The sequence below is a fragment of the Paenibacillus gallinarum genome (assembly GCF_014836635.1).
In the GTDB taxonomy this organism is placed as follows: domain Bacteria; phylum Bacillota; class Bacilli; order Paenibacillales; family Paenibacillaceae; genus Paenibacillus; species Paenibacillus gallinarum.
The window spans coordinates 18,910-41,692 of record NZ_JACSQL010000015.1; the positions used below are offsets into that span (position 1 = coordinate 18,910).

Here is a 22,783-nt window from a genome sequence, read left to right on the forward strand (position 1 = left end):
CATCAATTGTACTTAAGCCGGAATCTCATCTGCCGGACAAAAGTTTTCCCTCCCTGCTAGATTCTATCGTTTTCCAGATATTTATCATATCTTCTAGCATTATAGTATAGGTCTTACTGGCTAATCAATTGTGCTTAAACCGTACAGTTCAAAAGTTACAGTGTTTATATAAAAAATCAACATACTGCCCATTAGTATACTCCAGGTAACTACCCTACTTTAAAGTGCGTACTTCCTATTTGGATCTTTAGTACTTAGTATAAAGGGTAACAGACAACCTGAATCCAGCTTGTCATGAAAACGAACTATAGAGGAGCGAATGATATATGAAATTACAATTAGCACTTGACCTTGTAAATATCCCAGAAGCAATTGAAGTGGTAAAAGAGGTTGAATCTTATATTGATATTGTTGAAATTGGAACACCTATCGTCATTAATGAAGGACTTCGTGCAGTGAAAGAAATGAAAGCAGCATTCCCTGGGCTTACTGTACTCGCGGATCTTAAAATTATGGATGCGGGTGGTTACGAAATTATGAAAGCTTCCGAAGCGGGCGCTGATATTATTACTGTTCTTGGTGCTACTGATGATATGACAATCAAAGGTGCTGTCGAAGAAGCAAAAAAACAAGGCAAAGAAATCCTTGTTGATATGATCAATGTGAAAAACATTGAACAGCGTGCTAAAGAGATCGATGCTCTTGGTGTAGATTATATTTGTGTCCATACTGGATATGATCTTCAAGCCGTAGGTCAAAACTCATTTGAAGATTTGCAGACGATTAAGAGAGCTGTAACAAATGCAAAAACAGCGGTTGCGGGCGGAATTAAGCTGGAAACCTTGCCAGAAGTAATCAAAGCTGGACCTGATCTCGTTATTGTCGGCGGCGGAATCACTACCCAAGATGATAAAAAAGCAGTAGCAGCTGAGATGCAAAAATTGATTAAACAAGGGTAACAAAGAGAGATGGTCAAAAATGATGTAGTATCTATCCTTAGGGAATTAGAAACGGCAACGGCTCTTCTTAGCGAAACCCAGTTAACGGAAGCGATGAATATAATCGCGGGAGCAGGTCAGGTGTTTGTAGCGGGAGCAGGGCGGTCTGGCTTGATGGGAAAAGCGTTTGCGATGAGGCTAGCTCATCTGGGTAAGCCTACCTTTGTAATTGGAGAGACGACGACCCCTCCAATTCGCAAGGGCGACGTTCTGATTCTTTGCAGCGGGTCAGGTGAAACGAAAAGTTTGTTATCTATGGCCCAAAAGGCAAAAGCAATGGATGCTTCCGTCTTGGTTCTTACGATTCATCAGAATTCTTCGATTGGGCAGCTTGCGGATGTAATCATACAAATTCATGCGGCAGCGAAGGAAGATGAAGGTAAGCGGCAATCTATTCAGCCAATGGGTTCACTATTTGAACAAAGTCTGATCATTACGCTCGATGGAATTATTCTATCATTAATGAGAAAGATGGATCAGGATACAGGAACCATGTTTGAAAGACATGCCAATCTTGAATAGTTTTCTTTAGCCCCTTTTGCTGCGAAATAGAAAGTTATAGTAGACTTAGGTGAAGGGGGCATGATATCAAGTGGCAACAGAAATAAAAGATCGTATTAATCTCAAAGAAATTAACTGTGAGAAAGAACTGACGCTTGCTGTCATTGGCGGGAAGTGGAAGCTGATTATATTATGGCATTTGGGTCTTGAAGGGACCAAACGTTTTAGTGAACTGAAAAAGATGATCCCTCATATTACACAGAAAATGTTGACCCATCAGCTACGAGAACTGGAACAAGATCTTCTTGTTCATCGCAAAGTGTATGCAGAAGTTCCTCCGCGCGTAGAATATTCTTTGACGGATCATGGACAAAGCCTGATGCCTGTTTTACAAGCGATGTATAATTGGGGCAAACAATATGGTGAGAACGTGATATGGAAAGACGACGGTGAAGAGACGCCAGACTCTAATCATGAGCTGGTAATCGAGTAATGATCCTCGTCGTAGGGACTCGCTTCTGGAAACAGAAGCGGGTTCTTTTTTTGTTTTTTTAAAAAGGGAGCTCAAGGTGTTTTGTGATACAATACATAAATTAGGTAATATATAACAGAAAAAAGAAGGGAATGAACCCTATGTCCAAAATTTTAACAAGGTCTGAAGTCCGAACGGAATCCACTTGGAATCTAGATGATATATTCGCTACGAAAGAAGCTTGGGAGGAAGAGCGTAAAGCCATCGAGATGGATATTTCTACCGTTACACAATATGAAGGAAGGCTGGGAGAGGGTGCAGAAGCACTGCTTGCTTGTCTGGAGGCTCAGGAGAAGCTTCAGGGAAGATTGCAGCGAATGAATGCTTACTCATATCTGCATCAATCGGGCGATAGTATTAACCCTCAGAATCAAATGGATGCCTCAAAAGCAAGAGACGTATCTTCTGCGGTAAGCTCCGCACTCTCTTTTGTACGTTCAGAGATTTTATCCCTTCCGGATGAAAAAGTGGAAGCCTACATAGAAGAGGAGCCTGGACTTCAAGTGTTCGAAAGAAGTTTGAAGCTGCTGCTTGAAACCAAGCGTCACCGGCTTAGTGCAGAAACTGAAAAAGTACTTGCTTCTTTTGGTGAAGTGTTAAGCGCACCTTACCGTATTTATGAACGAAGCAAGCTGGCGGATATGACCTTTCCTCCCGCTGAAGATGGGCGGGGGCAACAAGTTCCCGTATCCTTTGCACTCTATGAGAATAAATATGTAGAGTCTGCGGATACCACACTTCGCCGAAATTCGTTTAAAGCCTTTAGTGAAACGTTGTATAAATATCGAAATACGTTCGCAGAAGCGTATGGAACAGAAGTAAAACGCCAAGTCATTGAATCTCGTCTTCGGGGATACGATTCGGTAACAGATATGTTGCTTAAGCCTCAGCAGGTAACTACAGCAATGTACAGCAATATCCTTGACATCATTCAGACAGAACTTGCACCTCATATGCGGAGATACGCAGCACTCAAGAAACGTGTACTGGGTTTATCAGAGATGACTTTTGCTGATTTAAAAGCTCCGCTCGATCCTGATTATAGTCCCGGTATTACATTCGAAGAGGCTGGCGAACTGATCAAAGAAGCTTTGCAGGTCCTCGGGCCGGAATATGGTGAGATTGTTGCTGATTCCTTCCGCGAGCGCTGGATTGACTATGCTGATAATGCAGGAAAACGAACAGGTGCCTTCTGTATGTCTATTCCAGATGTCCATTCCTACATTCTCATCAGTTGGTCAGATAACATGAGAGGCGCCTTTACCCTCGCTCATGAAGTGGGTCATGCGGGACATTTAATGCTTGCTGGGAAAAATCAACGTCTTACCAATGCCAGACCATCACTTTATTTTATTGAAGCCCCTTCTACACTGAATGAACTGTTGCTGGCAGATCATTTAATTAAGCGATCTAATGATCCACGGATGCGCCGCTGGGTTATCTCACAGCTGTTAGGAACCTATTTCCACAACTTCGTTACTCACTTATTAGAAGGAGAACTGCAACGTCAGGTGTACGAACTTGCCATGAATAATGAGCCGATCACTGCAGTGAAGCTAGGGGAGTTAAAAGGCCGTATTTTATCTTCATTCTGGGGAGAGGATGTTGTCATTGATGATCATGCTTCCCTTACATGGATGCGTCAGCCGCATTATTATATGAGTCTCTATCCTTATACTTATGCTGCAGGTCTTACTGCTTCGACTGCTGTTGCTGAGCAGATTCGTAACGAAGGGCAGCCTGCGGTAGATCGCTGGTTAGAGGTGTTAAAAGCCGGGGGGAGCAAAAGTCCCTTGGAACTCATGAAGCTGGCTGGTGTGGATATGTCGCAGCCGGAACCGATTCGCAGTGCGGTACGTTATGTGGGTGAATTGATTGATGAACTGGAGAGTTTATACTAATTCGTACAAAGGTTTTTATGTCCATCAAGGGAGAGAAACGTCATGAACGTTCATTTTTACTTATTTGGAAGTGGATTTAACGACGGAGGCATGTTTTTTGATGAAGGGCCTGGTTTCTTCTCAGGATTAGGCAATTTTTTTGCTGGTTTTCCTCCTGTATTTGCATTTTTCTTTACAACAATTCTATTAATTATTATCAGTGTTGTTCTTTATTCAATTATAAAGGGAGTTACCACCTACACTCGTAATAATGCGGCTGAACGTTTGAGTGAACGCGCACGTGTGTTAACCAAAAGAACCGAAGTGAGCGGAGGCTCTGGTAACAGCAGGGCATATACTAACTATTATCTAACCTTTGAATTTGAAGATGGTCGTCGAACAGAATTTGAGGTGCGGGCAGAAGAATATGGTCTGCTGGTGGAAGGTGACGAGGGCACACTTACTCATCAAGGAACTCGGTATTTAGGATTTGAACGGATGACAAGTCCGCTTAGGCCTTCTCCATATGAACAGTAAATATTCAAAAGTTACTATTACGTTTGAAGACTGTCTGGTCATCTCAATAGAGAGGTGATTAGGCAGTTTTTTTCACGAAATGTTGATTTCTATGATAATCTTACAAAATGGGTATGGATTAAGGCCATTCACTTATTTTATAATAGAGAAGTTATCTACAAGCGAAGGGAATAATGAACATGACGATAAGAAAAGCATTAACGGTAGCAGGCTCTGATACAAGCGGAGGAGCTGGAATTCAGGCTGATTTAAAGACATTCCAAGAATATGATGTATACGGAATGACCGCTTTAACAACGATTGTATGCATGGAACCGAAAACATGGGATCATCAAGTATTTCCTGTGGATCTTGGAATTGTGGAAACACAGCTTAAAACCGTAATTGAAGGTATTGGTTTTGATGCAATGAAGACAGGGATGCTTGGTTCTGTTGATATTATTGAACTCGTATCTCGCTATATTGACCGTTATAAGCTAGATCGAATTGTTATCGACCCTGTTATGGTCTGCAAAGGTACGGATGAAGTACTGCAGCCGGAAAATACAGAAGCGATGATCGAATTCCTTCTTCCGCGTGCGGATCTCGTAACACCGAACATTTTTGAAGCTTCACAACTTGCAAAAACAGGTCCGATTACTACACTTGAAAAAATGCAGGAAGCAGCAACGATCATTCATGATCTCGGAGCAAAACATGTTCTGATTAAAGATAGAGGAAAGATCCGTGCAGGTAAAGCAGTGGATCTACTATATGATGGACAAACCTATGAATGGTTTGAAGCTGATGCGATTGAGACCCAGTATACGCATGGTGCGGGCTGCACATCTTCGGCTGCAATTACAGCTGGTCTGGCAAAAGGACGTTCCGTTCGTGAATCCGTATCTGGAGCGAAAACATTTGTAACGCAGGCGATCTCAAATGGATTCCCGCTTAACAATTTTGTTGGTCCAACAAGACACTCCGCACACCGGATCCCGTCTGCGAAGTAATACTCAGTACGTTATCTCAGTAACACTTAAAAGAAACACTAAAAAGAACTGTCCCCATTATGTAGTGTGTGATTCAGACTACATAGGGGACAGCTCTTTTTTTTATGAATTACATGGTAATGGCCTCAGGATCTCCTGTGCCCTCTGTAATCCATTCGAACATTCGAGAAATCGCAGCGCGGTGCGTTTCCTGAGGGAAATGATGACCGAGACCTTCATAACGATGGAAGTTCACATTTGCTTTTGCTTCGCTTAACGAGTTGTACATTTTCTCGCCTTGACTGTAGGATACCTGGACATCCTTCGTACCATGAACGATAAGCACAGGACAACTGAGTTCGGAAGCAATCGTGACGGGTGAGCGATCTTTATATGCTTCCGGCACTTTCGTTGGAGTACCGCCGATGACGCGTTTAAACGTACGGCGCAGATCAACTCTTTCCTCGTAGGTCTGAGCCATATCGGATACACCGCTCCAAAGCACCAGTTTATGAATATTTGGTTGGGTATGTGCTGTATATGCCGCATTAATTGAACCTCGTGAAAATCCCATAATGCTTATTCGTTCGGCATCAACAAAAGGCAGTTGTGACAGAAGTTTTACGGCAGCATACACATCTTCTTTGTCATCTCCGCCAAAGCAGTCGCGTCCTTCACCGCCGTCTTTTCCCCGGTAGGAGGGAGCAAACACGATATGATCATGCATCGCAAATTCCTCGACCCATGGAGTACGGACCTTACCAAAATCACCAATTCCACCACGGCAATAAATGAACACAGGCCATTTCTTAGAAGTGAAATCTTGACCTGTGGTATGCAGAGGAGTATTTAGTTGTACAGCGGGATATGTATCGCTGCTGAATTTTCCAAACAGCAACTGACGAACTTCGTCTTCAGGAAGTTGGTACCCGTAGGGCAGACTAAGATATCCTTTTACATGAAGTCCTTCAGATGGATAGGTCACATGATAAATCATAATACATGCTCATCACCTTTGGTCATAGTTGTTATTTTACGCTTGTACTATTATACCCCACAGACAATGTTCATCAAACGCAAGGTTCATTTTTACATCTTCTTATGTTTCTACGTATTTTTAATGAAATCTAGTAATGTGGCTTGAAAGCGATTCTTCTCTTCATATAAAAGTCCATGACCGCTTTCCTCAAAACGATATAACAAAGAACCGGGGATGGCCTGCTGTGTAGCAACTGCGCCTTGAAACTGGGCGATCTGATCATGAGCTCCGTGAAAAATACCGGTCGGTATTTGAATCTGGGTCAGATCTGAGGAAACATCTTCGTTTCTTAAAGCAATTCCGCTCTGTAAAATGGCATGGGAAGCGCCTTCGAGGCACATATGCTGAAACCAGTTTTTGTATTCGGGGCTGATATATTGATAATAGAAAGTACCCCCAAAGTCGGAGATCGCTTGAGGCAAATCAATCTGCATTTGCTGAAGTAAATGATCAATTTGAACTAAAGGCAGACCAAAAGCAGATTGATTCTCTTTTTTTACGATAAAAGGGGTTGTTGCTCCGGCAAGAACGAGTTTTTCCACTCTAGCACCCGTATCATACTTCGTAATGAGACGAGTACAGATAGCTCCACCCATGGAGAATCCGACAAGAACCACATTTTCTAGATTAAGTACATCCATTACGAAGGAGATATCTTCGGCAAATCGATCATAGTAGTATCCATGCCATGGTTTATCAGACTTCCCAAATCCTCGAAGATCCAGAGTAATACAACGATATCCTAAGTAGGGCAGCATTTGCATCTGGTAATCAAAAATTCGGTGACTTACAGGCCAGCCCGCGACAAAAAAGATGGTTTGTCCATTTCCTCCGTCCACAGGACGAAGATCTTCTACGTACAGCTGAACTCCATTTTCAACTTCAATCATCATTTTCCCGTTCCTCCTTTGTTGTTGTAATACATCATATCGTTGCCCTTGTTCATTTTTATTGTTCTTATAATATGCAGCTCCTATAGAAGGAATGTCCCATCTGTAAAGAAGATGTATCTCAAAGAAATAGATGTAGTTTTATGTAGTTTGGAGGTTGACAGCGCTTCATTTGTTTGAAACAAAGATATATAACTACTTTTCCTATTGTTTTTTCTGTAAAAAACAGAAAAATACATACTCAAACCCAAATAAAAGTGGTATACTCCCGTTAAGCAATGACAAATTATCCTAAATATAGAACCTCTGGAGGGTTGATTACACTATGGTACAAAATTTGTGGGACAACGAGAAAGCTCAGCAACTGAACAAAGGACTTGATGAACTTGTGTATCGCTCCAATCTTATTGGAACCGATCGCCGTGTATGTAATTGGGGCGGGGGAAATACATCAACCAAAACGGTGATTAAGGATTTTCGGGGAAGAGATGTAGAGGTCATGTATGTGAAAGGCAGCGGATCTGATCTTGGAACCATGCAAGCTAAACATTTTACGGGACTTCGGCTTGAAGATATTAATCCTTTATATGAATTAGATGAAATGCCAGACGAAGAAATGGTGGCATACCTCAGCAATTGTATGATTGATTCGAAACACCCAAGGGCATCAATTGAAACCTTGCTTCATGCGTTTCTGCCATTTCCACAGGTTGACCATACACACCCGGATGCCATTATTAGTATCTGCTGTGCAGATAACGGACGCGAAATCGCTCGTGAAATATATGGAGATCGATTCGTCTGGGTTCCTTATATTCGTCCAGGTTTTACTTTGTCGAAAATGATTGCAGAAGGTGTCAGAAATCATCCTAATGCGGAACTTGTGCTTATGGAGAAGCATGGACTGGTTACATGGGGAAATACCTCTGAAGAGACGTATGCAAAGACAATAAGCGTGATTCAAGAGGCCGAAGACTATATTGAACGCCAAGCACAGGAGAAAGAGACATTTGGAGGAGCACGCTATACATCGCTTAGCGAGGAAGAGCGCCGCGCAGCAGCAGCAGCGATCATGCCTTTGATTCGCGGAGCTGTCAGTGATGAGAAGAAAATGATTTTAACGTATGACGATGCAGATGATGTATTATCATTCGTCAATGGAATCAACTCGAAAGCTTTGTCACAGGTCGGCGCAGCTTGCCCTGATCATCTGGTACATACCAAAGTTGTTCCTTTATTCGTAGAATGGGAACCAAAGTTAGAAAATATAGACCAAGTGAAACTGATTTTATCTGAAGAAATCCAGCAGTATAAACAGAATTACAAAGCCTATTTTGAACGCAACAAACATGAAGGAGATCAAATGTTTGAAAGCGCACCGCGCGTCATTTTGATTCCTGGTATCGGGATGATCAATACGGGAAAAAGCCATGCTCATTCGCTAATTAGCGGTGCACTATATCATAGGGCAATTGCCGTGATGAGAGGCGCTACTGCTCTAGGAGAATTTGTCTCTCTTAGCGAAAATGAATCGTACAATGTGGAGTATTGGCCGCTTGAACTGTATAAATTGTCACTCGCACCAAAAGAAACGGAATTCTCGCGTCAAGTTGCACTCATTACGGGAGGTGCGGGCGGAATTGGCAGTGAGACTGCTAGGGTGCTTGTATCTGAAGGGGCGCATGTGGCTATTGCAGACTTGAATCTCGAAGGGGCTCAGCGTGTCGCTGCAGAAATCAATGCCGAGTACGGAGATGGTAGGGCCCTTGCCATTAAGATGGATGTGACGAACGAAGAGCAAATTAAAGAAGCTTATTCTCAGTGTGCACTTACTTATGGCGGTGTCGACATTATTGTCAATAATGCGGGGCTTGCAACCTCGAGTCCGTTTGATGAGACGTCGCTCCAAGAATGGAATTTAAATATAAATGTGTTAGGAACAGGATATTTCCTTGTTGCCCGCGAAGCTTTTAAGGTAATGAAAGAGCAGGCGCTTGGAGGCAGTATGGTTTTCATTGGTTCTAAGAATTCAATTTATGCCGGTAAAAATGTGACCGCTTACAGTTCTGCGAAAGCTTTGGAAGCCCACTTAGCTCGTTGTATTGCGACAGAAGGCGGGGAATACGGAATTCGCGTGAATACGATTTTGCCGGATGCGATTTTACAAGGCTCTGCGATATGGAATTCCAACTGGCGTAATGAGCGAGCAGAAGCTTACGGAATCGAACCTGATCAGCTGGAAGAACATTACCGCAAGCGAACTACACTGCTCGTTAATATTTACCCAAGAGATATTGCCGAAGGCGTCGCTTTCTTTGCCTCATCCAAAGCAGAAAAAACAACAGGGTGTATGTTGACGATTGATGGCGGAGTACCTGCAGCCTTTACACGTTAAATCCGTAAGTATTCATTCGTTTTGTGCTTCACATTCGAAGGAGGGAACAGATTTGAAGGATAAAGCCTATGTACTATTCGAAGAGCAGCAGTTAGCAAGAGGAATCGATGTTAATCATGTAAAACAAAAGCTAGCCGAGCTGAAAATTGAAACTCCTTCTTGGGGTTATGGAGATTCCGGTACACGTTTTAAAGTGTTTCAAAAAGAAGGCGTTCCGCGTAATCCTTTTGAGAAAATGGAAGATGCTGCCGTGGTCCACAGGCTGACCGGGCTCGCTCCGACCGTTGCAATTCATATCCCTTGGGATCAAGTGGATGACTATAGTAAACTGCGTTCACATGCGGAAAATCTAGGTCTGCGCATTGGAGCCGTAAATCCGAATTTATTCCAGGCAGACGAGTACATGCTTGGAAGTGTAACGAACAGTGACAGCAAAATTCGTCGCATGGCAACCGACCATCTTCTTGCCTGTGTAGATATCGCAAAAGAGACCGGTTCGAAAGATGTATCTTTGTGGTTTGCCGATGGAACAAATTACCCGGGACAAGGCGACATCCGTAAACGCAAAGGCTGGATGCAGGAAGCTTTGCAGGAAATGTACCGTGCTCTGGATCCAGACATGCGGATGCTTATTGAATATAAATGTTTTGAACCTGCTTTTTATCATACCGATTTGGCGGATTGGGGCATGGCATACAATATGGCGCTGAAGCTTGGAGAACAGGCGCAAGTGCTAGTTGATACGGGACATCATCTCCCTGGGGCGAATATCGAACATATTGTAGCCTACCTGTTGGATGAGAAAAGACTAGGCGGTTTTCATTTTAACAGCCGGAAATACGCCGATGATGATCTTATCGTAGGTACCGTCAACCCATATGAATTATTCCTTATTTTCTATCAGATTCTGCAAGGAAGTATGGATGAAGATGAAGGAATACGAAGCGGTGTAGATAAAATCGCTTATATGCTTGATCAATCGCATAACATTGAACAGAAGATTCCTGCAATGATTCGTTCCGTACTCAATGTTCAGACGCAATACGCCAAAGCGCTGCTTGTAGATCACGAGGAAGTAGCGGCTGCTCAAAAAAATAATGATGTACTTGCTGCTGAACATGCAGTAAGAAGAGCATTTGAGTTCGATGTTACTCCACTACTGCATGCCGTACGTGAGGAGCAAGGACTTCCAGTAGATCCAATGGAAGCCTATTTAAACAGCCGTTATACTGCCGAAATTGCAGGGCGCGGCAAAGGAGGGGCTAGCTGGTGAGTGTCCTAGCCTTTGATTTGGGAGCCAGCAGCGGGAGAGCAGTCCTTGGACTGCTCCACGACTCCCGCATGGAGATAAGGGAAGTGCATCGATTTAGTAATAACCCGGTTTTTGCTGGGGAACACATGCACTGGGATATATTACGAATTTTGCATGAAATGAAACAAGGTTTGCTGAAAACAAAACAAGCAGGAGAGCGAGTTAGCAGTGTCGGTATTGACTCGTGGGCTGTTGATTTTGGGATCCTTGGCAAAGATGGCGAGCTACTCGGAAATCCATACCATTACCGTGATACGCAGACAAACGGTGTAATGGAAGAGGTGCTGAATAAGATTCCAGCGGAACGCATTTTTCAAAAAACAGGAATTCAGTTTCTTCCGTTCAACACCATTTATCAACTTGCTGCCTTGAAAAAACGAGACTCTTATCTGCTGAGAGAAGGGGCACATTTGCTGATGATCCCGGATTTACTCCGTTATTTTCTGACAGGAGAAAAACAGCATGAATTCACAAACGCGACGACCACTCAGTTGTTTAATCCTGTTATGAATGATTGGGACCGAGAATTAATCAAGCAGATCGGCATACCGGAAGAATGGTTTGGCCCCATTGTTTCTCCAGGCACGGAAGTCGGGATGCTTCGTTCCGAAGTGACCAAAGAACTCGGCATACGGCCAGTTCCCTTTATTGCGGTGGCTGAACATGATACGGGCTCAGCAATTGCTGCCGTCCCGGCGACGGATGGCCCGTTCGCTTACTTAAGCTGCGGCACATGGTCTCTCATGGGTACCGAGGTAAAAGCACCGATTATTAATGAACAGACGCTTGCGAGTAATTTTACGAACGAAGGCGGTGTGGGTCATACTTATCGTCTCTTGAAAAATATTATGGGATTGTGGATTTTTCAAGAGACGATAAGAGAGTGGGAGCGAGAAGGGCATGATGTGAACTATGATAAACTTCTTCATTTAGCTGAGCAGGCTGTTCCTTTTCAGTATTTTATAGACCCGGATCATTCTATGTTTCTTCCAGCAGGGAACATGACGACTCGAATCCAAGAATATTGTATAAAGACCAATCAACGTCCGCCACAAACGCAAGGAGAGATCATTCGGTGCATACTGGAAAGTCTCGCAATGAAATATCGGTATGTATATGAGCTGACAGAGCAGGTATCTGGGCAATCTTTCAGCGGGCTTCATATGGTCGGCGGAGGCATTCATAATCGCCTTTTATGTAAGTGGACTGCGAGTGCCCTTGGCAAACCTGTATATGCCGGTCCTGTTGAAGCAAGCGCGATTGGAAATATTATTGTACAATGGATAAATGAAGGCGTTTTCAGTTCTTTGACTGAAGCGAGAAAGGCAGTAAAAGAGTCATTTCCAGTACTTACGTATGAACCGGAGAACGCAGAAGCTTGGAAAGAAGCCTATCTGGGGTATGTAAAATATACAAATTTAGCTGCCTATGTATAGACCTAAACAATAAGATGAGTTTCTCTAGATAAGAGGTGTACGCTGATGAAAGTCTCCCTATTTATTACTTGTTTGAGTGATGCCATCTATCCAGCGGTGGGAGAAGCCATGGTTCGTATTTTGGCAAAATACGGTGTCACTCTTCAATTTCCGAACGTGCAAACTTGCTGTGGTCAACCGGCTTATAACAGCGGATATTTTGATGAAGCGAGAACAGCTGCCAGAACGATTCTAGAAGCATTTGAAGACAGTGATTTTGTAGTCTCACCTTCGGGTTCGTGCACTTACATGATCCATCACTATGAGGACTTATTTAAAGATGATCCTGTTCTGGCAGAACAAGCAAGACGTCTTGAAGCGAAAACTTATGAATTTACACAGTTTTTAGTTCAGGTGATGGGGATCACCGATATAGGTGCTAGATTCCCTCATAAAGTTACGTATCATCCGTCCTGTCACGGCAGTCGTTTATTAGGAGTGAAGGAAGAACCGATGGCTCTTTTAGCAGGAGTCAGGGATATCGAGTTTATTCCACTCCCTTTTGCAGAAGATTGCTGTGGGTTTGGCGGAACCTTTGCTGTGAAGATGGCAGATATTTCAGGTGCGATGGTAACGGAAAAGGCAGAACATATCGTCGAAACAGAAGCCGAAGTTCTGGTTGGTTTAGATATGGCATGTCTGATGAATATTGCCGGCCAGCTTCGCTTCCAAAATAAGCCGGTTCGGGTTATGCATCTTGCTGAGCTGCTATACGAAGGGGTGAAGTCTTCATGAGCATGGGAGCAGGGAAACATGCCGTTAGAGAACGCGCTGAAATTGCGCTGCATGATGAATTTTTACGCAGAGCGGTACGATTTACGACAGAAAGGCTTCGTGGTGGAAAAAAGCTGGCATCTGAAGAGCATGGAAGATGGGAGGAATGGAGAGAACGCGGAAGACAGATTCGCCTTCATACCATCGCTCATTTGGATTATTATCTAAATCTTTTTACTGAGAATGCGAGAGCGAACGGAGTTCACGTCCATTTTGCCGAGACCGGTGAGGAAGCCGTTAAGATTGCCTTACAGATCGCCAAACACCGGGAAGCTCATTCTGTCGTAAAGTCTAAGTCCATGGTCACAGAAGAACTGCATCTGAATCATGCATTGGAAGAAGCGGGAATCGAAGCGATTGAAACCGATCTTGGTGAATATATTATCCAGCTTGCCGGTGAGATGCCTTCTCATATTGTTATCCCGGCTATTCATAAAAATAGATATCAGATCGCCGAGCTGTTATCTAAAGTTGCGGGAGAGACCCTGGCTCCTGATACAACCATTCTCGCAGGATTTGTGCGAAAAAAATTACGGGAACGGTTTCTCGATGCCGATATTGGCATGACGGGATGTAATTTTGCAGTTGCGGAGACAGGTTCTATGGTTCTCTTCGAAAATGAAGGGAATGCTCGGATGGTGAGCACGCTGCCGCGAACTCAAATTACACTGATGGGCATGGAGCGTATCATCCCATCATGGGCTGATCTAGAGGTTATGGCAACCCTGCTGCCAAGATCGGCTACAGGTCAGCGTATGACGATGTATATGTCAGGTATAACGGGTCCTAAAAGGACCGAAGATGCCGATGGACCGGAACAAATGCATATCATTATCGTGGATAATGGACGTTCTTTGCAGCTCGGAGACCCAGAGTTTCAAGAACTGCTGAACTGTATCCGCTGCGGTGCATGTCTAAACGCTTGCCCCGTCTATCGACACATTGGTGGTCATGCGTACGGAAGCACGTATAGCGGACCGATTGGGGCCGTCCTAACACCAGCATTAAATAAAAATGTCGCAGAGTGGGACGATATTGCCAGTGCCTCAAGTCTCTGCGGAGCGTGTTATGAAGCTTGTCCTGTGAAAATCCCTTTACATGACATGCTTGTTTCTCTTCGTAGACGTAAAGTGGAGCAAGGGTATGGAAATAAGGTAGAAACAGCAGGGATGAAGGCTTTTGGAACGGTCGTGAAGAAGGCTAGTCGCTTTAGTACAGCGATAAAAATGGGACAAATCGGTCAAAAATTAATTGTGAAAAATGGCGAAATTACGTTAAAGGCAGGACCGCTGAAGGGATGGAACAGTTACAGAGTAACTCCCTCGCTTGCAAAGCAGTCTTTCAGACAGTCATGGAAGACACTAGAATCCGAGATTCGTGCAGAGCACGTGGAGATGAATACGGATGTTCGCGATCGAATGCAAAATGTACTAGACCGTAGACAACAGGGGGATTCGCGAGATGAGTAAATATGGCGAAACTTGGCTTACTGAACTCGAACAGGAATCGCGGCGCAAACAGGATGCATTTATGCAGCATATTGCTTCTAAACTGCAACGACCGCGTGTAATGCAAAGACCCGAAAGACCATTTCAAGGTTCACCTGATTTTTGGAATGAGACCCATTGGGATGATGAAAAGCGGGTTGAACAGTTTTCGCTTCACTTCGAGAGCGTAGGGGGACATGTCGTCCTTGTTTCTAATGAGCAGGAACTCCGTGCATGGATCGAGGAAAAAGCAGAGGTGCTGGAACCAAAACGAATTATTTGTCAGGATCAAGAAGAGCTAAGGGCGCTCCACTTAGAAGATTCCATCCCCTACGCCAAGATTACTTTTTGGAATACGGAGGAAGGAATTGATGAGAAAGTGTTGGCTGCAGAAGCGGATATTGGGATCGTGGTTGCAGATGGAGCAGCTGCGTATACCGGTTCAGTGATGGTGAAGTCTTCCAAGGAAAAGGGAAGATCGGTAAGTTTACTGCCCACGGCATTGTTTCTTATTATTCCTAGAGAACAGATCCGAACGAGAATGGGTGAACTGCTTGTAGAACTCGACGAACAAGGCCGAGAGGAATTACCGGCAGGGGTGCATTTTATATCCGGACCAAGCAGGTCTTCTGATATAGAGAATGATCTGACGATTGGAGTTCACGGTCCTGGAATCGTATATGCGATTATATTGGGTTAGACTGAAACTAAGTGAAGGCCTCCGAAGCGAAAGGAATGGAGGTTTCTTCACTTCTTTTATGTTCAGCAAGCAATGATTTGGGTAATTAATAAAATAGGTGATTACTATTTCACGTGATGAATGATGTAGGTGTTTAACGATCTTATCGAAGAACGCTGTGATAAAAGTACCAAGAAAAGGGAGAAAATTCGATATTTTTCGAAATAAATATGAAACTTTTGACGTAAGGAATTATGACCTTATACCTGTTGTGCCACATTTTTCATCGTGATAGTGTAGATATGTAGGAGAGATTGAATAATCAAATCCACTTTTTTTTACATCAAAATGACCGGTTTACTGTTATGGTCAGTTGGTTCTAGAGAGTGCGAAATGAATCATAAATGAAGGATAACGGAGGGAAACGAAATGACAGAATCTGTTCACATACCACAACCTAAAACCTATGGTCCACTTGGAAATTTACCTATGATTGAGGGAACGGCTCCGATACAGTCACTATCTAAAGTTGCGAAAGAATATGGTCCGATCTTCCAAATGCAGTATCCTGCTGGACGTAAGGAAGTATATATATCAGGTCATGAATTTGTTAAAGATGCGACAGATGAGAAACGCTTTGATAAAAGAATATGGGCTCCACTGCAAAATGTTCGGCCGTTTGCGGGCGATGGACTATTTACGAGTGCGACGAACGAGCCTAACTGGAAAAAAGCGCATAACATTTTGTTATCTAGTTTTAGTCAGCGTGCGATGCAAGGGTATCACACCAAGATGCTTGATATCGCTTTTCAGCTCGTTCAGAAATGGGCGAGATTAAACCCTGATGAGACGGTTGATGTCCCGGCTGATATGACAAGACTTACGCTTGATACGATAGGGATATGTGGATTCGATTACCGTTTTAACAGTTTTTACAGAGAAGATAATCATCCATTTATCGATGCCATGGTTCGTTCTTTGGACGAAGGGATGAATCAACTTCATAGATTAGGTATTCAAGAAATGTTTATGGTGAAAAGAAAAAAACAATTTCAAGATGATAAACAGTTTATGTTCAATCTTGTGGATGATCTAATCAAGGAACGAAAAGAGCGGGGCGGCGGAAACAGCGGAGATTTACTTTCCCATATGCTCGAAGGTGTTGATCCGGCAACAGGTGAAAAACTCGACTCTGAAAATATACGTTTCCAGATCATTACTTTCCTGATCGCAGGACATGAAACAACAAGCGGTCTTCTGTCATTTGCCATCTATTACTTAATGAAGAATCCAGACAAAATGAAAAAGATTGTTGAGGAAGTTGATCGAGTCCTTAAAGATCCGGTGCCTACGTACAATCAGGTCAGAGAGCTCAAGTATACTCGCATGGTGTTGAATGAAGCACTGCGTCTATGGCCAACTGCACCGGCATTTTCTCTTTATGCGAAAGAGGATACACAAATTGCTGGTAAATATCCTATCAAGAAAAACGACAGTGTAACAGTGCTCATTCCGGCGTTGCATAGAGATACTCGGGTATGGGGAGATGATGTGGAAGAGTTCAAACCGGAACGATTCGCAGATCCAAGCGCAGTACCGCATGACGCTTATAAACCATTTGGCAATGGACAAAGAGCTTGTATTGGACAGCAGTTTGCCCTTCAGGAAGCTACTCTTGTTCTTGGTCTTGTTGTAAAACACTTTGAATTTATAGATGTTAATAACTATGAACTTAAAGTAAAAGAGGCGCTAACTTTGAAGCCGGATGATTTCCATGTAAAAGTACGCAGCAGAGGAAACTTATCTGCAGCACTTATGATTCCAGGTGCTTCGGCAGTTACCGCACAAGAACAAACGTCAGAAGCGGCCACAGCTGAATCATTGCCGGAGAATGCGCATCGTACTCCAATGCTTGTACTGTATGGTTCGAACCTGGGTACAGCAGAAGGGATTGCTCGTGAGGTAGCCGACCGGGCTAAATATCAGGGGTTTGATAGTAATGTAGCACCAATGGATGATTATGTGGGCGATCTGCCAAAAGAAGGCGTCGTACTTATTGTCACCGCTTCTTATAATGGCCAGCCGCCATCCAATGCAAAATCGTTCACACAGTGGATCGAGTCAGCTGGACCAGCCGAGTTCGAAGGTGTTCGTTATGTTGTATTTGGTTGTGGTGACCATAACTGGGCCAGCACGTATCAGCGGATTCCAAGATTGATTGATGAAACCCTGGAAGCAAAAGGAGCGACTCGTCTTCTAGGCAGAGGAGAAAGTGATGCGAGCGGGGATTTTGAAACGGATGTGGATGATTGGTCAGAAGGACTATGGCCTGATCTGATGCAAGCACTAGATCTGAAGCTTGTGGAAAATGGCAAGAAGAAGGGTACTAGCCTGAAAGTGAAATATGTCAGCGGAGTAGCTGCCGTTCCACTAGTAGAGACATACCATGCTGAACTTGGTCACGTAGTTAAAAGTGAGAATTTACAAAATGCAGAAAGCGGCAGAATTACTCAGCACATTGAGATTGCTCTTCCAGAAGGGGTGTCTTATCAAGAAGGAGACCACTTGGGAATATTGCCTGTTAATCCTGAATCGCTCGTACAGCGAGTGTTGAAGCGGTTTGCTCTTCAAGGAAGCAGCCACCTGGTTCTATCCGCCAGCGGAAGAAGCAGTGCGCATTTACCGGTGGGAACTCCCGTACGTCTTGATGATCTGCTTGCACGCAGTGTAGAACTGCAGGAGCCGGCAACTCGTGCACAGCTGCGTGAGCTTGCAGCTTATACCGTATGTCCTCCTCATGCGAAAGAACTGACAGCTATGCTGGATGATGAGATATACCAATCCGAAATTAGAGCGAAACGAATCACCATGCTCGATTTGATTGAAAGATATGAAGCTTGTGAAATTCCATTTGAGCGTTTTATGGAATTACTGCCTGCACTGAAACCGAGATACTACTCGATTTCAAGTTCACCTAAGGTGAGCGAAAATATCGTAAGTATTACGGTAAGTGTAGTAAGAGACGCAGCATGGAGTGGTCAAGGGCAGTATAAAGGAATTGCATCCAACTATCTGGAAGGTCTCGAAATAGGCGCAGAGGTATTCCTGTTTGTACGCACACCAGAATCAGGATTCCATCTCCCTGAAAAGGCGGAATCACCAATTATTATGATTGGTCCAGGTACAGGAGTAGCCCCATTCCGTGGTTTCATTCAAGCGAGAAAAGTAATGAAGGAGCAAAATATTAAACTCGGCGAAGCTCATCTATACTTTGGATGTCGGAATCCTGAACATGACTATCTATATAAAGAAGAGTTAGTCGCTGCTCAGGAGGAGGGCCTTGTTACGCTTCATACGGCTTTCTCGAGAGTGAATGGACAAGAAAAATGTTATGTACAGCATCTAATGAAACAAGATGCCGAACATCTGCTTAGCCTGCTGGAACAAGGAGCTAAAATGTACATTTGCGGTGATGGTACAAAAATGGCACCGGATGTGGAACAGACCTTGATTGCAGCTTATCAGTTGAAACATGGGGTTAGTGAAGATGAGGCATTATCTTGGTTGACCGGTCTTGAATCATCTGGTAAATATGCGAAGGATGTATGGGCGGGAGCTTGATCTAACCTTGAATAAAAGGCTAATCTCAGTGGTGTATTCACTGGGGTTAGCCCTTTTTTTTATAATTAGCTCATTTGGAAAAACCTGTACATTCTTTACTACAGGCAAGTACAATGTGGATAAGATTCGAAGACTATTAGCAGCCGCAGGGAGTGAGTACATGTTATCGTTTCAAATCATCAGTTTGATCGTATATTTAGGTTTGTCTGCTGTCATTCTTTGTCATAGTATATGGCTACGTGGGCGGGTGGGACAAATTAGGTTTGATGGCCAGGGGAAACAGCAATCTTTTCTTACCATAGTCGTGTTTATTTTAGGTGGCGTTTATCTCATTTCAAGTACAGGTATCTTGAGATACGGACTCTTTATTATCGCTTTTATCGTGCATTACTTTGTAACCCGGTTCTATGTAGGAACAAAGGGAATAAAGTACGGTACACGTTTTTACTCTTTCGACCAGGTCCGTTCCTATCGTGGGTATAGCGATACAAATGAGTTATCCCTCTTCTTACACGGAAAGACGAATGATATTTATTTACGGCCGCGGATATCTTATCATAGCAGTACAATTCGTCAGATATTGGAGCAAGAAGGAATAGAGAGCGTTAACGATCCGGAAGATACAACCGAACATGGAACTATGAAATAAGACGTTCTATTGCAAACACTGTTTTGGATGTAAGACGTAATCATGGGCGACAATTGGGCCTTTGCCCCAAACTTCATAAATAATAAACACTATATCCGCCTTTTGGGCTGCAGACTGTAAGTAAACTAGCTTAAACTAGTTTGCCTGCAGTCTTTTTTGTTTTTTATATGACGAATTTTGTGTGATTTAGTATGAGTGAAAAGGGACCTAAGATTCTTCTTATCATGACGTATTATATATTGACCAATTACCCTTCATGACGTATTATATTGGCTGAGAACAATTTGAAAATATTGGTAAATATGACAAGGAGAGATAAAATGAAGAACAAGCGTGTGTTTTTGTTTCATGAAGGAAACGCGTCTATGCGCGAGCTGCTCGGAGGAAAAGGTGCGGACCTAGCCGAAATGACGAAAGCTGGATTACCAGTTCCTTATGGATTCACCATCACTACAGCTTCCTGCAGAGATTATTATACTCACCTTGGTCATATTCCGCTTACACTCATTGATGAGATTCGAACAGCACTTCGATCTCTTGAACAAACTTCAAACAAGCGTTTCGGTGATCCGGTGAGTCCTCTTTTACTTGCGGTACGTTCAGGAGCGGTTACTTCTATGCCCGGCATGATGGATACCATTCTTAATTTAGGCCTCACGGATGAAACGGTAGAGGGTCTTGCGTTAACTACAGGTGATCGAAGATTTGCGCTGGAATGTTATGCGAGATTTATACAGATGTATGGTCATGTCGCCATGGATATCGAAAATAATGCTTTCTCTAAAGTTCTTCAGCAAGTAAACCGTGAATCGGAAGCGGAACATATCGGACAGTTATCGGAAGAGAAATTGGAAGAATTGATTAGCAAATACAAACAACTTATCCTTCATCGTGCTAAAAAGTCGATCCCGCAAAACGTAGAAGACCAGTTAATTGATGCGGTACGGGCTGTTTTCCGTTCCTGGTCAAATCCAAGGGCTAAGGTCTATCGCAAAGTTCATAAAATACCAGAAGATCAAGGCACTGCGGTAAGTGTACAGGAAATGATTTTTGGGAATCGGGATGAAACGAGCGGTACAGGCGTTTTGTTTACGAGGAATCCTTCCACAGGCGGAAATGAGATGCTGGGTGAATATTTGCCTGCTGCCCAAGGGGAAGAAGTCGTATCGGGTACCAGAACACCTTTTGGAATTACTTATCTCAAACAAACGATGCCGTCCGTATATGAACAGCTTCATGAAGCTGCTTCTTCATTGGAAGAGTTATATGGCGATATTCAAGATATTGAATTTACGATTGAGAAAGGTCAGCTGTACATATTACAAACAAGAAATGCAAGAAGAACAGCGCAAGCTGCCATGAAAGCAGCGGTTGATTATGCGGAAGAAGGAATTATTACCAAAGAAGAGGCACTGATTAGAATAGAGCCTGAACACTTAAATCAACTGCTCCATCAATCGATTAAAATTAGAGAAGAAGATGAGATTATAGCTAGCGGACTACCTGCTTCTCCTGGAGCAGTGAGCGGACAGCTCGTATTCGATGCAGAAACGGCTGAATCATGGGCATCTCTTGGGAAACGAGTAATTCTCGTGCGCAGGGAAACGACCCCGCAGGATATTCACGGTGTTATCGCAGCAGAAGGACTTCTTACACTCCGCGGTGGAATGACAAGTCATGCTGCTGTAGTGGCGAGAGGGATGGGAACACCTTGTGTATGTGGCTGTGAAGAACTTGAACTACGAGAAGATACGAAAGAGCTGATCTGCAGTGATCAGATCTTCCGCGAAGGAGATTTAATATCGATCGATGGCGGAACAGGAAAAGTGTATGCCGGAGAAATTGAACTGAGAGAGCCCGAAATATCCGAAGAACTAACACGGATGCTCGGCTGGGCAGATGAAGTGAAGAGGATGAAAGTATTTGCAAACAGTGATCATCCCCATGATGTGAGACTCGCTCGTAAATGGGGAGCAGAGGGAATTGGGCTGTGCCGAACAGAGCATATGTTTTTATCTCCATCGAGACTTCCGCTAGTACAAAGGGTCATTGTTGCAGGAAGTAATCAAGAGCGTCAGGAAGCGCTCCAAAGACTACTACCTGTGCAGCAATCTGATTTCGCAGAAATTTTTGCGGAAATGGATGGATTGCCAGTAACAATCAGGTTGCTTGATCCACCGCTCCACGAATTTTTACCTAAGCTCGAAGTGCTCGAAGGAAGAAGAGAGCATCTCGAGATGATTACACTCGATGGTGATACAGATGAACTCGAGAAGGTAGATCGTGTAATGGAGAAGGTTAAGGAATTGAAAGAATCGAATCCCATGTTAGGTCAAAGAGGAGCAAGACTTGGCATCGTCTTCCCGGAAATTTATGACATGCAGATCGAAGCTATATTCAGAGCAGCACTGCAATGTATTCATCAAGGGATCAAAGTACTGCCTGAGATCATGATTCCGCTGATTGGTCACGCAAGTGAGTTATCCTTCCTGCGTAAATTAGTAGATCAAGTAGCAGAGCAGGTACTTAGGGAAGAGCGAATCCATTGTCCTTACCGTGTAGGTACCATGATCGAGGTTCCTCGTGCTGCACTTACCGCGTCACAAATTGCGGAGCATGCCGACTTTTTCTCGTTTGGCACGAATGATCTGACCCAGATGACGCTGGGGTATAGCCGAGATGATGCAGAACGGAAGTTTTTGAATCATTATGTAGAACAAAAGATTCTCCCTGCTAATCCATTTGAAGTATTGGATCAAGATGGAGTTGGTGAGCTGATTCGGATTGGCCTTGAACAAGGAAGATCCCTTAAACCGGAACTTGCAGCAGGAATATGTGGAGAACATGCAGGGGAGCGAGATTCGATTTTCTTTTTCCATAACGTAGGACTTGATTATATTAGCTGCTCTCCTTATAGAGTACCGTTTGCACGTATCGCTGCTGCCCAAGCACAGATTCAAGCTTCAAATATAACAAAGTCATCACATGGTGAGAATCCTATTTCTACTACAGCATAAGAGAAAGTTAACAAAATACGCTGGAG

General features: G+C 43.6%; 17 protein-coding genes. 15 read left to right on the plus strand and 2 right to left on the minus strand.

Annotated elements, in window-relative coordinates; translation table 11 throughout:
- The first annotated feature begins 326 nt into the window (after positions 1-326).
- The 6 genes from hxlA to pdxK all read left to right on the plus strand — a co-directional run bounded on the left by hxlA (position 327) and on the right by pdxK (position 5,440).
- Positions 327-959, plus strand: a complete 633-nt coding sequence (hxlA, locus tag H9647_RS22090; protein WP_191804126.1) for a 3-hexulose-6-phosphate synthase — start codon at positions 327-329, stop codon at positions 957-959.
- 9 nt (positions 960-968) lie between these two features.
- A complete protein-coding gene (hxlB, locus tag H9647_RS22095; RefSeq protein WP_191804128.1) occupies positions 969-1,520 on the plus strand; it encodes a 6-phospho-3-hexuloisomerase in 552 nt (183 codons plus the stop codon).
- 70 nt (positions 1,521-1,590) lie between these two features.
- Complete coding sequence (locus tag H9647_RS22100; RefSeq protein ID WP_191804130.1) at positions 1,591-1,992, plus strand: winged helix-turn-helix transcriptional regulator; 402 nt, start codon at positions 1,591-1,593, stop codon at positions 1,990-1,992.
- 140 nt (positions 1,993-2,132) lie between these two features.
- On the plus strand, positions 2,133-3,932 hold the full coding sequence (pepF, locus tag H9647_RS22105) for an oligoendopeptidase F (RefSeq protein WP_191804132.1): 1,800 nt from the start codon (positions 2,133-2,135) through the stop codon (positions 3,930-3,932).
- Positions 3,933-3,974: 42 nt separating this feature from the next.
- Complete coding sequence (locus H9647_RS22110) at positions 3,975-4,448, plus strand: DUF2500 domain-containing protein (protein ID WP_225229496.1); 474 nt, start codon at positions 3,975-3,977, stop codon at positions 4,446-4,448.
- Between the two features lie 179 nt (positions 4,449-4,627).
- Positions 4,628-5,440, plus strand: a complete 813-nt coding sequence (gene pdxK, locus H9647_RS22115; protein ID WP_191804134.1) for a pyridoxine/pyridoxal/pyridoxamine kinase — start codon at positions 4,628-4,630, stop codon at positions 5,438-5,440.
- Positions 5,441-5,549: 109 nt separating this feature from the next.
- Here the strand turns inward: pdxK and H9647_RS22120 are convergent, their stop codons facing one another.
- The gene (locus tag H9647_RS22120; RefSeq protein ID WP_191804136.1) at positions 5,550-6,416 is read right to left on the minus strand and encodes an alpha/beta hydrolase family protein; all 867 of its coding nucleotides are present in this window, start codon (positions 6,414-6,416) and stop codon (positions 5,550-5,552) included.
- 110 nt (positions 6,417-6,526) lie between these two features.
- Positions 6,527-7,351: an alpha/beta fold hydrolase gene (locus tag H9647_RS22125; RefSeq protein ID WP_191804138.1), complete on the minus strand. Its 825-nt coding sequence runs from the start codon at positions 7,349-7,351 to the stop codon at positions 6,527-6,529.
- 322 nt (positions 7,352-7,673) lie between these two features.
- Here H9647_RS22125 and H9647_RS22130 point away from each other — a divergent pair, with 322 nt between their 5' ends.
- From H9647_RS22130 to ppdK, 9 genes are all read left to right on the plus strand, one after another.
- Complete coding sequence (locus H9647_RS22130) at positions 7,674-9,743, plus strand: bifunctional aldolase/short-chain dehydrogenase (RefSeq protein WP_191804140.1); 2,070 nt, start codon at positions 7,674-7,676, stop codon at positions 9,741-9,743.
- A gap of 52 nt (positions 9,744-9,795) precedes the next feature.
- Positions 9,796-11,016: an L-rhamnose isomerase gene (gene rhaI / locus H9647_RS22135; protein ID WP_191804142.1), complete on the plus strand. Its 1,221-nt coding sequence runs from the start codon at positions 9,796-9,798 to the stop codon at positions 11,014-11,016.
- Positions 11,013-12,491 carry a rhamnulokinase gene (locus tag H9647_RS22140; protein ID WP_191804144.1) on the plus strand — a complete coding sequence of 493 codons (1,479 nt, stop codon included), beginning with the start codon at positions 11,013-11,015 and terminating at the stop codon, positions 12,489-12,491. The genes rhaI and H9647_RS22140 overlap by 4 nt, the downstream gene beginning before the upstream one ends.
- 45 nt (positions 12,492-12,536) lie before the next feature.
- A complete protein-coding gene (locus tag H9647_RS22145; protein ID WP_191804146.1) occupies positions 12,537-13,265 on the plus strand; it encodes a (Fe-S)-binding protein in 729 nt (242 codons plus the stop codon).
- Positions 13,262-14,773, plus strand: coding sequence for a LutB/LldF family L-lactate oxidation iron-sulfur protein (locus H9647_RS22150; protein WP_191804147.1), 1,512 nt, complete (start codon positions 13,262-13,264; stop codon positions 14,771-14,773). Before H9647_RS22145 ends, H9647_RS22150 begins: the two co-directional genes overlap by 4 nt.
- Positions 14,766-15,491 carry a LutC/YkgG family protein gene (locus H9647_RS22155; RefSeq protein ID WP_191804149.1) on the plus strand — a complete coding sequence of 242 codons (726 nt, stop codon included), beginning with the start codon at positions 14,766-14,768 and terminating at the stop codon, positions 15,489-15,491. Before H9647_RS22150 ends, H9647_RS22155 begins: the two co-directional genes overlap by 8 nt.
- Positions 15,492-15,899: 408 nt before the next feature.
- Positions 15,900-19,091 carry a bifunctional cytochrome P450/NADPH--P450 reductase gene (locus tag H9647_RS22160; protein ID WP_191804151.1) on the plus strand — a complete coding sequence of 1,064 codons (3,192 nt, stop codon included), beginning with the start codon at positions 15,900-15,902 and terminating at the stop codon, positions 19,089-19,091.
- 160 nt (positions 19,092-19,251) lie between these two features.
- Positions 19,252-19,740 carry a hypothetical protein gene (locus H9647_RS22165; RefSeq protein ID WP_191804153.1) on the plus strand — a complete coding sequence of 163 codons (489 nt, stop codon included), beginning with the start codon at positions 19,252-19,254 and terminating at the stop codon, positions 19,738-19,740.
- Positions 19,741-20,060: 320 nt separating this feature from the next.
- On the plus strand, positions 20,061-22,757 hold the full coding sequence (ppdK, locus tag H9647_RS22170) for a pyruvate, phosphate dikinase (RefSeq protein WP_191804155.1): 2,697 nt from the start codon (positions 20,061-20,063) through the stop codon (positions 22,755-22,757).
- The last annotated feature ends 26 nt before the right edge of the window (positions 22,758-22,783 follow it).